8 protein-coding genes are annotated in these 13,113 nt (G+C 64.1%); 4 read left to right on the plus strand and 4 right to left on the minus strand.

Features of this window, described 5'->3' with window-relative positions; genetic code table 11:
* Positions 1-1,578, minus strand: a complete 1,578-nt coding sequence (locus BHQ40_RS10045; protein WP_253183316.1) for a tetratricopeptide repeat protein — start codon at positions 1,576-1,578, stop codon at positions 1-3.
* A gap of 70 nt (positions 1,579-1,648) precedes the next feature.
* Positions 1,649-3,301: an electron transfer flavoprotein-ubiquinone oxidoreductase gene (locus tag BHQ40_RS10050; protein ID WP_070155461.1), complete on the minus strand. Its 1,653-nt coding sequence runs from the start codon at positions 3,299-3,301 to the stop codon at positions 1,649-1,651.
* 149 nt (positions 3,302-3,450) lie between these two features.
* Here BHQ40_RS10050 and BHQ40_RS10055 point away from each other — a divergent pair, with 149 nt between their 5' ends.
* From BHQ40_RS10055 to BHQ40_RS10070, 4 genes are all read left to right on the plus strand, one after another.
* On the plus strand, positions 3,451-4,182 hold the full coding sequence (locus tag BHQ40_RS10055) for a uracil-DNA glycosylase family protein (protein ID WP_253183317.1): 732 nt from the start codon (positions 3,451-3,453) through the stop codon (positions 4,180-4,182).
* A 47-nt stretch (positions 4,183-4,229) separates the two neighbouring features.
* Complete coding sequence (locus tag BHQ40_RS10060; RefSeq protein WP_083276827.1) at positions 4,230-5,936, plus strand: lytic transglycosylase domain-containing protein; 1,707 nt, start codon at positions 4,230-4,232, stop codon at positions 5,934-5,936.
* Complete coding sequence (moaB, locus tag BHQ40_RS10065) at positions 5,926-6,453, plus strand: molybdenum cofactor biosynthesis protein B (protein WP_070155554.1); 528 nt, start codon at positions 5,926-5,928, stop codon at positions 6,451-6,453. The genes BHQ40_RS10060 and moaB overlap by 11 nt, the downstream gene beginning before the upstream one ends.
* A gap of 315 nt (positions 6,454-6,768) precedes the next feature.
* Positions 6,769-7,836, plus strand: a complete 1,068-nt coding sequence (locus BHQ40_RS10070; RefSeq protein WP_070155467.1) for a PA0069 family radical SAM protein — start codon at positions 6,769-6,771, stop codon at positions 7,834-7,836.
* Between the two features lie 3 nt (positions 7,837-7,839).
* Here BHQ40_RS10070 and BHQ40_RS10075 read toward each other — a convergent pair whose 3' ends face one another.
* Complete coding sequence (locus BHQ40_RS10075) at positions 7,840-9,432, minus strand: long-chain fatty acid--CoA ligase (protein ID WP_070155469.1); 1,593 nt, start codon at positions 9,430-9,432, stop codon at positions 7,840-7,842.
* A gap of 77 nt (positions 9,433-9,509) precedes the next feature.
* Positions 9,510-13,070, minus strand: coding sequence for a DNA polymerase III subunit alpha (gene dnaE / locus BHQ40_RS10080; RefSeq protein ID WP_070155471.1), 3,561 nt, complete (start codon positions 13,068-13,070; stop codon positions 9,510-9,512).
* Positions 13,071-13,113 lie beyond the last annotated feature (43 nt).

The following is a 13,113-nucleotide window of genomic DNA, read 5'->3' on the forward strand; positions in this document are numbered from 1 at the left end:
TCAATAGGCCGCGTCGCGCGGATTGAGCCCCTCGCGCATCTTCTGCGCGATCCGCTCCGCATCCGGGGCATCGGCAAAGGTGCTCGCCGCGGACCAGGCATAGCGCGCCTCGAAACGCCGCCCGACCACCCAGAGCACATCGCCCAGATGCTCGTTGATGGTCACATCGTCCGGCGCGGCTTCCGCCGCTCTCTGCAATACCGGCACTGCGCCCTGCGGATCGCCCGCCTTGTACCGGCCCCAACCAAGGGAGTCCGTGATGGAGGGATCGTCCGGCTTCAACCGGCTGGCTTTTTCCAGCAGCGCCAGCGCCGCCTCGACATTCTGTCCCCGTTCGACCTGCGCATAGCCAAGATAGTTCAGCACCGCGGCTTCCTCCGGCGCAAGCGCCGCCGCCTTCTCTAGCGCCGCCTTGCCTTCCACCCACCGGCCGCCGCGCTCCAGTGCGCTGCCCTCCAGCAGATACAGGCTCCACGGCACGCCGCCCGCCGGATAGCGCGCCTTCGCCGCCCGGTAGGCGTCGACCGCGGCGTCATAATGCTTGCCGTCAGCCAGGATATTGGCGAGCCGTATCTGTTCCGCCGCCCCCGCATCGGGCCGGGCGGCGATCTGCCGGGCCAGCGCGACCGCTGTTTCCTGGTCGCCGCGCGCGACAAGGGCCGTCACCCGCACTTCCTGCGCCGCCAGATAGAAGGGGCTTTTCGCGGACACTTTTTCCGCTTCCATCAATGCGCTGTCGGGATGCCGCTGAATGACGAGCTGCCGGGCGACACCCGCGCGATATTCCGCATTCGCCGGGTCAGCGAAGCTCGCAAACCGCAGCAATACCAGTGAGATCGCGCGAGAATCCGTTGTCGAAAGATCTTCGCCCAGCCGCCCCAGCAACCGGCCAAACCCTTCCGCCGGCGTGATCGGCGGCACAGGGCGCCGCTTGCCCTGCCCTATTTCCTTCCGGACGCTTGCAACACCCGGCAATGTGGCGGGCAGCAGGGCCAGCGCCTCATTCTTCCGCCCCTGCGCCGCAAGCCGCGTCGCGAATGCCAATCGCATGCTCGCCGCAACCCCGCCGGACGTAACCAGCGCATGGCCGATAACCGGCATGGCCGCATCCGTCCGCCCTTGGGAAAGCAATTGAAGCGCCTTATGCTCATCGACATAGCGCTGGGTGAGTGCGCCCAGCCGTCCATCCGGCCCGGCCGCAGGGGCCGCATAAGGGCCGCTGGCGGTGGATATCCAGCTATCCAGGATCGGCGCGAGAAAGGCGAAATTATCCTCTTTGACCAGTCGCCGCGACAGCAGCCGCGCGGTCGCCCAATCCTTGCGGTCCAGCGCATCGACCGTCATCAGCAGCGTGCCGTCCTTCGGCAGCGCGTTGGCGCGGTCCAGAATATAGGCGGATGACAGCGCCAGCTTCTTGTCACCGCTCTCGATCGCCTGCCGGTAGGAGCGCAGCGCCACCACCTTGCTGGACGGATCATTGGCAAGCGCCTGCCGGTAGCTGCTGACGGCTAGGTCCAGCGCCCCCTCCCCATCGGCCAGCCGCGCCCGCGCATAGGCGTTCAGCGCCGGGGTATCCACGTTCGCGCCAGCCGCCACGGGGTGCAGGCTTGCAGCCAGCAGCGGCAGGACGATCGAACGTGGCGGGCGCTTACATATTGGGATAATTCGGTCCTCCGCCGCCCTCCGGCACCACCCAGTTGATGTTCTGCGTGGGGTCTTTGATGTCGCACGTCTTGCAGTGCACGCAATTCTGCGCGTTGATCTGGAATCGCGGTGCGCCTTCGTCAAGGCCCACGACCTCATAAACCCCCGCCGGGCAATAACGCTGCGCCGGTTCGTCGAATACCGGCAGGTTATAGTCGATGGGGATCGCCGGGTCCTTGAGCTGCAGGTGGACCGGCTGATCCTCCTCATGATTTGTGTTGCTCAGGAACACGGATGACAGGCGGTCGAAACTGATCTTACCGTCCGGCTTGGGATAGTCGATCTTGGCGCAATGCTCCTTGCGCCACAGCTTCTCATTGTCCGGCTTGTGCTTCAGCGTGAAGGGCAGGCCGATCTTCAGCGTGCGCATCCACATGTCGATGCCCGCGATCAGCGTGCCGATGGTGTTGCCGAACTTCGACAGCGCCGGCTCCGCATTACGAACCAGCTTCAGCTCTTCGGCGATCCAGCTCTCGCGCACCGCGCTGCCATAGGCGGTCAGCTCGTCACTCGTCCGGTCGGCCAATATGGCGGAAAAAGCCGCCTCGGCCGCCAGGATTCCCGACTTCATCGCCGTATGCGTGCCCTTGATGCGCGGCACATTGACGAAGCCCGCTGAGCAACCGATCAGCGCGCCGCCGGGGAATTCCAGCTTCGGTACGGATTGCCAGCCGCCTTCGTTGATCGCGCGCGCGCCATAGGATACGCGGCGGCCGCCCTCCAGATATTGCCGGATCGCCGGATGCTGCTTCCAGCGCTGAAATTCCTCGAACGGATAAAGGTGCGGGTTTCGGTACCCCAGCCCGACCACGAAGCCCAGAGCCACCTGCCCATTGGCCTGATGATAGAGAAAACCGCCGCCATATGCGTCCGTTAGCGGCCATCCTTGCGTATGGATGACAAGTCCGGGCTGATGCTTGTCCGGGTCGATATCCCACAATTCCTTCATGCCCAGGCCATAGACCTGCGGCTCGCAATCAGCGTCCAGCGCAAACTGGCGCTTCAATATCTTGGTCAGGTGCCCCCGCGCGCCTTCCGCGAAGAAGGTGTAGCGGGCGTGCAGCTCGAGCCCGGGCTGCCAGTCGCCCTTCTTCTCGCCATCGCGGGCAATACCCATATCGCCCGTTGCAACGCCCTTCACCGACCCGTCCTCATTATAGAGGATCTCTGCGGCGGCGAAGCCGGGGAATATCTCCACGCCCAGCCCCTCGGCCTGTTCGCCCAGCCAGCGGCACAGATTGCCCAGCGACCCGGTATAGGTGCCCTTATTGTGCATGAAGCCGGGCGTCATGATGTGCGGCATCGAAAACTGCTTGGTTTTCGTCAGAATCCAGTGCCGGTTGTCAGTCACCGGCACCTCCGCCAGCGGACAGCCCTGCTCACGCCAATCTGGGATCAGCTCGTCCAGCGCCTTGGGGTCGATCACCGCGCCCGAAAGGATATGGGCGCCGATTTCCGACCCCTTCTCCAGCACGCAGACGGACAATTCGCTGCCTGCCTCGTTCGCCAGTTGCTTCAACCGGATCGCTGCGGACAATCCGGCCGGTCCGCCGCCCACGATGACGATGTCATAGGGCATTGATTCCCGGTCGCTCATAATTCCTCCTCCTCACGACCGGCGGCATGCACGCCCCCCTGGTCAGCATGTCCGGTCATCGCACCCATCTAACGGTTTGACAGATTGGGCGATGACCATTCTTGACCCCCTCGTCAACCTCTGACCCTGTGCAGGTTATGCGGGGAATTGTGCAGAATGGACCGGCGGATGCCGCCGAGTCCCTCTTGTCGTGGTGGGCGCTCGCCGGGGTCGATCACGCCGTCAACGAACTGCCGGTCAATTGGCTCCGTCCCGCGGTTGCGCCCGCACGTGTCAGACCAGCGTCACCGGGCGGAGACGCACCTCGCGTTGATCGCCCGGACGCCCTGCCCAATGACCTGAACGCCTTCCACGCATGGCTGACCACCCACCCGTCTATCCATGAGGCTGGCTGGTCGAGCCAGCGCATCCTGCCGGCCGGCGCGCAAAACGCCGCGATCATGGTCATTTGCGATTTGCCCGATCCGGAGGATGCCGAGACGGGGACATTGCTCTCCGGCAATTGCGGCGCGCTGTTCGATGCCATGATGGCCGCAATCGGCCGGTCCCGGCAGGATATCTACCTTTCTTCCCTGTCCGTGACCCGCGCGCCCGGCGGCATTTTGCATGATCAGGACCTGGAAATGTTGGCGACCCGCATGCGCCATCACATCGCTTTGGCCGCTCCGCAGCGCCTGTTGCTGCTGGGAGAAAAGACGAACCGTGCACTATTGGCGGCGGACTCGCTCGAACGTCCGTCCGGTTTGCAGTCCGTTAACCATCCGGCGGGCACGGTGCCCGCAATAGCCAGCCGTCATCCCCGGTTTCTGCTGAAGCACCCGGAGGCAAAGGCGCAAAGCTGGCGCGCTCTGCAATATCTGATTGAGGACCTGCCTTCGTGATCCGTTCTGCTTTCGCCTGTTTGGTATCCCTGGCCGCTATATCGGTTATGCCGGTCGCTGCGGCGGCGGAAACCACCCCGGCCGGTCGCGAAAATGCCGTTCCGGCGCAGTTGAGCGAAACAGACGCCGTTCGCGCGCGGTCGATCTTCTCCGCGATTCGCGGCGGCCGCTGGACCGAGGCGAAGGCGCTGGTCGCCGCCATGGGAGAGAAAGACCCGCTCCGTCCGGTCGTCCTGTCTGAAATCTATCTCGGCAAGAATTCGCCCAGGGTGGAGCTGTTCGATCTCCTCGCCCTCCTGAACAATTCCAACTGGCTGCCGGAGGCCGACCAGCTCAGCAAGCTGGCGCAGAAGCGCGGCGCGCAGACCCTGCCGGAACTGCCGCAGGTGCAGAAGCTGCTGTGGATGGGCGCCGCCCCCCGCCGCGAATATGTCGCCTCGGTAAAGACCGATCTCGCCGCCCAGGCGCTCGGCACGCAGATCCTGCCGCTGATCAAGGCGGACAGCCCCGGCGCGGCGGAACCGCTGATCGACGCGGCCGCGCCCACGCTGACGGCCGAGGGATTGATGGAATGGCGCCAGCGGGTCGCCTGGTCCTATTATATCGGCAATGACGACACCAATGCCCGCCGTCTCGCCGCCAAGGCTTTGGAGGGCGGCGCTGGCGGCGACTGGCGCGTTCAGGCGCACTGGACCACGGGTCTCGCCGCCTGGCGTCAGAATGACTGCAAGGCGGCCGCCCCCGCCTTCGCCAATGTCGCCGCGCTTGCAGGCAATGCGGACATGCGTTCGGCCGGAGCCTATTGGGCCGCCCGCGCGTACATGACGTGCGGCGAACCGGCGAAGGTCGAAAATCTGCTGCGCACCGCCGCCCGCGCGGATGAGACATTCTACGGCCTGCTCGCCCGTGAAACACTGGGCATGCCGGTCGGCACGGCGGGCGCGGGCCGCTTCGGCGAGGCGGACTGGCGCATTCTGAAGGACAGTCCCGCCGTTCGCGCCGCCATCGCCCTGAACGAAATTGGCGAGAACGGCCTTGCCGATCAGGCGCTGCGGCGACAGGCGCAATTGGGCGGCACCACCCAATATACCGCTCTTCTCCGCCTCTCCAGCGCGCTCGACCTGCCGCAGACCCAGCTCTGGCTCGCCCATAACGGACCGGGCGGCAAGCAGGCAGCAAGCTTCGCCCGCTTCCCCGCCCCCCATTGGCGGCCGGATGGCGGCTGGCGCGTCGATCCTTCGCTGCTCTACGCCCATGCGCTGCAGGAATCCGGGTTTCGCGCCGATGCCGTCAGCCCGGCTGGCGCTGTCGGACTGATGCAGGTGCTGCCCGGCACTGCGGGCGATGTCGCCGGCGGAGCGGTGGGCGCGGCCCAGCTCTACAATCCGTCGACCAACATGGAATATGGCCAACGCTATCTGGAGCAGCTTCGCGATATGAGCGCGACCGGCGGGCTTCTGCCCAAGGTCATGGCCGCCTATAATGCCGGTCCGCTGCCGGTGTCGCGCTGGAACAGCCAGGTGAAGGATGGCGGCGACCCGCTGCTGTTCATTGAATCCCTGCCCTATTATGAAACCCGCGCCTATGTGAATATCGTGATGCGGAATTACTGGATGTATCAGATCCAGGCCAAGGGCTCCGCCGACTGCCTGACCGGCATGGCGCAGGGCATGTGGCCGAAATTCCCCGGCGCGAAGGGCACGAAACTTGTGCGCCTTGGCGCGCCAAGCGGGTTTTCCGCCGGTGCCGATTGACGAAAGCATAGCGTTTACGCCGGTACGGATCGCTGTCCTCACCGTATCGGACAGCCGGTCCCCCGCCGAGGATAAATCCGGCGACACGCTTGTCGCGCGGATAGAGGCGGCGGGCCATATCCTCGCCGCCCGCTATCTGGAGCGGGACGACAAGTCCGCCATCATCGCCCATCTGCACGCCTGGATCGACGATCCGCAGATCGACTGCATCATCACTACCGGCGGTACGGGCGTCACGGGCCGGGATGTAACGCCCGAAGCGCTCGCCGCCGTACAGGACAAGGAAATCCCCGGCTTCGGCGAACTGTTCCGCTGGCTCAGCTTTCAGAAGATCGGCACCTCCACCATCCAGTCCCGCGCCACCGCCTGTGTCGCGCGCGGCACTTATATTTTTGCCCTCCCCGGTTCGACCGGCGCAGTGAAGGACGGCTGGGACGACATATTGGTCACCCAGCTCGACAACCGCTTCCGTCCCTGCAATTTCGTCGAATTGATGCCGCGTCTGCGCGAGATATAGAGGGACAAGAACGGTTCCGGTCATTAGGCCAGCGGAGGCTGCATGAGGGCGCGTTCGCGGGACATTCCTGTCCTACATCCCCCGCTAATGCTATTTCTCCCGCTCCTTGAAACCGTAGGAAGCGCCTTCCCATGCCATTGAAAAATCGTGAATTTCCGCACGGCCAACGTGCGACTTCTGCTCTCAGCCGGCCATACAGCACCGCCTTTCCCGGCGAATTTGAAAGATACGATTGATACCCGCAACTTCCGCAACTTAGCGGGGTAGCCACCGCATTCGCCTTGCCTATTTGTTCACTTTATGTTCCAATACGGTATGGGAAGAAATGGCGGGCGCGGCGCCACGCGCAACGAAGCAAGCACGCGCTTTCAGCTTCCCATGCGGGAGGCTGACGGCGATTGGCTCGACGCGCTGGAAAGCATTGACGGCCAACCGCCCAAACTTCGCACGACGGTAACTGTCGAACATCCGCGCACCATCATCACCCGCAATGCTTCTCCCGATATCGCCTTCGATCAGTCGATCAATCCCTACAGGGGCTGCGAGCATGGCTGCATCTACTGCTTCGCTCGGCCCACGCACGCCTATCATGACCTGTCGCCAGGCATCGATTTCGAAACGAAGCTGTTTGCCAAGCCTGATGCGCCGATGCTGCTCCGCGCCGAGTTGATGAAGCCGGGGCACAGGGTCACGCCAATTGCGATGGGCACCAATACGGACCCCTATCAACCGATCGAGAAGGACTGGCGCATAGCCCGGCAGATCATTGAAATCCTGTCGGAAACCCGCCACCCGCTCTACATAACGACCAAGTCGGACCGGGTGCTGCGCGATATCGACCTGCTGGCCGACATGGCCAGGGACAATCTTGTTGGCGTCATGTTGTCCGTCACCAGCCTAGACCCCAGGGTCGCCCGCACGCTCGAACCCCGCGCTCCGCACCCGGAGCGCCGGATTGCCGCGATCGCCAGGCTTAACGAAGCTGGCATCCCCGTTTACGCCTCCATCTCTCCCGTGGTCCCCGCCATCACGGATCATGAAATGGAGGCGTTGATAGAGCGTGTGGCGCAGGCTGGCGCCAGGGACGCCTTCTTCATTCCCGTCCGGTTGCCGCATGAGGTCGCTCCCCTGTTCCGCGCATGGTTGGAGACCCATTATCCCGATCGCGCGGGCAAGGTGATGAGCATTATCAGGGATCTGCGCGGCGGACGGGATAACGACCCCAATTTCGGCAACCGGATGCGTGGCCAGGGCATATGGGCGAAATTGCTGCGCACCCGTTTCGACAAGGCCCGCCAGCGCTTCGGCCTGGGCGGTCCGCGCCTGGTCCTGCGCACCGACCTGTTCCGCCCGCCGGAGGGCGACCAGTTGCGGCTGTTCTAGACGCTACGAGGAAAGCTCCACATCCGCATATTGCGTGCGCAGGGCCGTCTTGAGCAGCTTGCCTGTCGCCGTATGTGGCAGGCTGTCGGCAAAGATCACCTTGTCCGGCAGCCACCATTTTGCAACACGGGTGGACAGATGGTCGCGCACCTGCGTCTCGCACAGTGCCGCGCCCGGCTTGGGCACGACGATCAGCAATGGCCGCTCATCCCATTTGGGATGCGGCAGGCCGATCGCCGCCGCCTCTGCCACGCCGGGGCAGCCCAGCGCCTCATTCTCCAATATGACCGAACTGATCCACTCGCCGCCGGACTTGATGACATCCTTGGCCCGGTCGGTGATCCGCATCATCCCGTCCGGCGTGATGGTGGCGACATCGCCCGTATCGAACCAGCCTTCCTCATCGACCGCCGGGCCGCTCTCATCCTGGAAATAGCGCTCGATGACCCAAGGACCCCGCACCTGCAGCCGGCCACTGCTGATCCCGTCGCGGGGCAATACATTCACGGCGTCATCAACGGTCCGCATCGACACGCCATAGGGCGCACCCCCCTGATATTCGAGCAGGTCGAGTTGCTCCTCGCGCGACAGAGCCTCGAAATTCGCGCCCTTCCGCGACACGGTGCCGATAGGCGACAGCTCAGTCATGCCCCACAAATGGCTGACGCCGATGCCCAGGTCCATCAAGCGCGACACCATGGCGCGCGGCGCCGCCGACCCGCCGATCACCACCCGCTGGAGGGGCGGCGGCGCGGTCCCGGTCGCGTCGGCATGGGCCAGCATGCCCATCCACACGGTCGGAACGGCCGCGCTGTGGGTCACCTGCTCGGCCTTCATCAGGTCGCACAGCGCTTCGGCCTCGTTCGTCGCGCTCAGCACCAATTTGCTGCCCGCCATCGCCGTGGCGAATGGTATGCCCCAGGCGCAGACATGGAACATCGGCACCACCGGCAACACCGCGCTCGCCGACCCAAGCCCCAGACAATCCGGCTGTATGCCGCCAAAGGCGTGCAACACCGCCGACCGGTGGGAAAAAAGCACGCCCTTCGGGTTTCCGGTCGTCCCACTGGTATAGCAGAGCATGCAGGGGTCGCGCTCATCCCCCTCCGCCCAGCGATAATCCCCATCTTCGGCCGCTGTCAGACGGACATATTCAAGCGGGGCTGGCCCATCGAAACAGATGAAATGCGCTATGGTCTGAAGCTGCGGCTTCAACCGGTCGACAAGCGGCGCAAGCGCTGCATCGTAGAACAGAACCCGGTCCTGCGCATGATTGGCGATATAGATGATCTGATCGTCGAACAGGCGCGGGTTGATCGTATGCAGCACCGCACCCATGCCGATCGCGCCGTACCAGGCCGCGACATGCCGGCCATGGTTCATGGCCAGCGTCGCCACCCTGTCTCCCGGCCTGATGCCAAGACGTTCCAGCGCCTGCGCCACGCGCCGCGCTTCATGTGCGACCTCCGCCCAGTTGCTCCGCTCGATCGAACCATCGGCATAGCGGCTGACCACCGGCCGCGCCCCATGTTCCTGCGCTGCATGATCGATCAGCGTCGATATGCGCAGCGCGAAGTCCTGCATCCCGCCTATCATCATCGCTCTCCTTATGGCGTGATGATGCGACTGAATGATCCGCGACTCAAGCGGCTGTTATTCGGGCTGCTGCGCGCTTATCCGGCTGCTCGCATCGGGCTGACCGACCGCATCTGGGACCGGCGGGAACGCACCCGGTATCCATCCTTGTTGACCGGCATGGTTTCGAACCGGTGGATAGCGACGCCGGGCACATTGCCTATCGCCTCCACCAGATCGGCATCGATGGTGAAGTCGTCGCCGATGAACAGGTGGGCCATGCCCCCTTCCGGCAGCGGCGCGCGCAGGAACGCCTCGCTCCTGCCGCCGCGGCTCCGCCCCATAATGGCGGCAAGCGCCTGGACAGCGCCGGCATCGTCGACATCGATCCACAACTCCATCCGGGCGGAATTGGCGATCTGGCCCAGCGCCTGCGCCAGCCGGATGGTGACGCGCGGCGTTTCCTCACCCGGCTGCCGGTCAAGCTCGACGGAAAAGAGCGCGCAATCGCCTTCTTTCCACAGCGCCTCGATCAGCTTGCAACTATCCTCATCGAAACAGCTTGCCTGGAACTGGCCGCTGGCGTCCGATAGCGTCGCCGCAACATAGCGGCCGCCGCGCCTCGTGTCGCGCCACCGCACTTCCTCGATAAGCGCCGCCATCGTCGCCATCGTCCGTCCACCGGCGTCGCTTGTCGGCTGGGCGCAGATCAGGCCATAGCTGCGCGCGCCCTTCGCCTCGGCAATGTGACGATAACGGTCCACAGGGTGCGCAGAGAAATAGAAGCCGAAAGCATCCTTCTCCTGCGCCATTTTGTCGGCGTTCGACCATGTTTGATGCGGCGGAATGCGCACATCGGCATGGGCGATCTCCTCGCCGCCGAACAAGCCGCCCTGCCCATTCTGCCGCGCCTCGGCGGCGCTCGCGGCCACCGACAGGATCGTCTCCGCCGCCGCATGGACGCCTGCGCGGTCGGCATGAATGCTCTCAAACGCGCCCGCGGCCGCCAGGCTTTCCAGTTGCCGGCGGTTCAACAGGCGCGGCTCCACCCGGTCTGCAAAATCGTCAAGACTGAGGAAGGGGCCATTGGCGTCGCGTTCGGCGACCAGCACCTCCATCGCCTTCTCGCCCACACCTTTCAGGCCGCCCAGCGCATAGCGGACAGCGAAACCCAGCCTGGGATCGCCATCCTCCGGCAGTTCCACCGCCTGAACGGAGAAATCCGCCTCGCTCACATTGATGTCGGGCGGCAGGCAGGTCAGCCCCATGCGCCGCATATCGTCGACGAACACCGTCAGCTTGTCGGTCAGATGGATGTCATACGCCATGGATGCGGCATAGAATTCCGCCGGGTAATGCGCCTTCAGCCACGCAGTATGATAAGCAAGCAAGGCGTAGGCGGCTGCGTGCGACTTGTTGAAGCCGTATCCGGCAAACTTGTCGATCAAATCGAACAGTTCGTTCGCCTTGGCCTTGGGAATCTCGCTCCGCTCGGCGCAACCCTTGACGAAGCGTTCGCGCTGCGCGTCCATTTCCGCCTTGATCTTCTTGCCCATCGCGCGGCGCAGAAGGTCTGCGTCGCCCAGCGAATATCCCGCCAGGATCTGCGCGGCCTGCATCACCTGCTCCTGATAGACGAAGATGCCGTAGGTTTCTTCCAGGATCGGCTTCAGCAGGATGTGCGGATATTCAATGCTCTCCTGCCCATTCTTGCGGCGGCCGAACATCGGGATATTGTCCATAGGACCAGGCCGGTAGAGCGACACGAGCGCGATGATGTCGCCGAAATTCGTCGGACGCACGGCGGCCAGCGTCTTGCGCATGCCCTCCGATTCCAACTGGAACACGCCGACCGTGTCGCCTCGCTGGAGAAGATCGTAAACCGCCCCATCGTCCCAGGCGAGCGTCTCCAGATCGACGGTAACGCCCCGCTTCTTGAGCAACTGAACGGCTTTCTGCAGCACCGACAGGGTTTTCAGGCCAAGGAAGTCGAATTTCACCAGCCCCGCGCCCTCGACATATTTCATGTCGAACTGGGTCACCGGCATGTCGGAGCGAGGATCGCGATACAGCGGCACCAGCTTGGACAACGGTCTGTCGCCGATCACCACGCCCGCCGCATGGGTGGAGCTGTGCCGGGGCAAACCTTCCAGCTTCATCGCATAATCGATCAGGCGGCGGACCTGCCCATCGCCCTTATATTCCTGCACGAACTCGGTCACGCCGTTCATCGTGCGCTCGAGCGTCCAGGGATCGGTCGGGTGGTTCGGCACCAGCTTGGCGAGGCGGTCGACCTGGCCATAGCTCATCTGGAGGACGCGCCCGGTATCCTTCAGCACCGCCCGCGCCTTCAGCTTACCGAATGTGATGATCTGCGCCACATGGTCGCTGCCATATTTGTTCTGGACGTAGCGGATCACCTCGCCACGCCGGGTTTCGCAGAAGTCGATGTCGAAGTCCGGCATCGACACGCGTTCCGGATTAAGGAAACGCTCGAACAGCAGGCCAAGCTGCAAGGGGTCGAGATCGGTGATCGTCAGCGCCCAGGCCACGACCGACCCCGCACCCGATCCACGCCCCGGTCCCACAGGAATATCGTTGTCTTTCGCCCATTTGATGAAGTCGGCAACGATCAGGAAGTATCCGGGGAAGCCCATCTGGATGATGATGTCGGTCTCGAACTTCAACCGGTCGAGATAGGGCTGCCGCGCTTCCTCGCCGGTAATACCCAGCTTCTCCAGCCGCGCTTCCAGCCCCGCCGCCGCATCCTCTCGAAGCTGCCGGGCCTCGCCCTCCAGATCGCCGGCAAGGCTGGGCAGGATCGGCTTGCGTTTGGGAGCCGCCACGGCGCAGCGCTGCGCGACGACCAGCGTATTGGCCAGCGCCTCCGGCAAATCCTCGAACAACCGCTTCATCTCAGCCGCCGGTTTCATCCAGGCGTCGGGAGAGCTTCTCCGGCGGTCGGCATTGTCGACATAGGCGCCGTCAGCAATGCAGAGCATCACGTCATGCGCCTCATGGAAATTCTGCTCGGCAAAGCAGGTGGGGTTCGTCGCCACCAAAGGCAGGTCGCGGGCATAGGCCATATCCAGAAGGTGCGGTTCCGCCCGCCCCTCCACCGGATCAAGCCTGCGGACAATCTCGATATAGAGGCGGCCTGGAAACAACGCCTCCAGATGGTCCGCCACGGCCTCTGCAGCGTCCGGCTGATCTTCGGCGAACAGCCGGGCCAGTGCGCCCTCGCCCCCGGCGGTCAGGGCGATCAGCCCCTCGGTCCGCCCCTCCAGATCATCCATTGAGACATGCGCCTGCTCCTCGATCGGCCGGTCGAGATGCGCCATCGACACCAGCTCGCACAGATTGTCGTATCCCCGGGCGTCCTGCGCGTAGAGCGCCAGCCAGTCGATGACGAGAGGCGCATTGGCCGGCCGCCCAGGCCGCGCGATGCCCAGCATCGCACCGACTACGGGCTGAACGCCCTCGCCCTTACACCCGTCGGAAAAGGCCATCGAGGCGTAGAGGCCGTTGCGGTCCGTAAGCGCAACCGCCGGGAAGCCCAAGGCCTTTGCCTGCTTGGCGATGGCTTTAGGCTCCATCGCGCCGTCGAGCATGGTGTAACAGGAAAATACGCGAAGCGGGACGAACGGCGCATGAGGCATGAGGCCAATCTAGCAACGCCGTCGAGTCGTGATAACCCCCCGC

The organism is Sphingobium phenoxybenzoativorans, from assembly GCF_001757355.1.
In the GTDB taxonomy this organism is placed as follows: domain Bacteria; phylum Pseudomonadota; class Alphaproteobacteria; order Sphingomonadales; family Sphingomonadaceae; genus Sphingobium; species Sphingobium phenoxybenzoativorans.

Coding starts and splice junctions, on each gene's coding strand:
- BHQ40_RS10060 (WP_083276827.1), top strand. CDS start 4,230: ATGCCGGTCGCTGCGGCGGCGGAAACCACCCCGGCCGGTCGCGAAAAT.
- dnaE (WP_070155471.1), bottom strand. CDS start 13,070: ATGCCTCATGCGCCGTTCGTCCCGCTTCGCGTATTTTCCTGTTACACC.
- BHQ40_RS10050 (WP_070155461.1), bottom strand. CDS start 3,301: ATGAGCGACCGGGAATCAATGCCCTATGACATCGTCATCGTGGGCGGC.
- BHQ40_RS10075 (WP_070155469.1), bottom strand. CDS start 9,432: ATGATAGGCGGGATGCAGGACTTCGCGCTGCGCATATCGACGCTGATC.
- BHQ40_RS10070 (WP_070155467.1), top strand. CDS start 6,769: ATGGGAAGAAATGGCGGGCGCGGCGCCACGCGCAACGAAGCAAGCACG.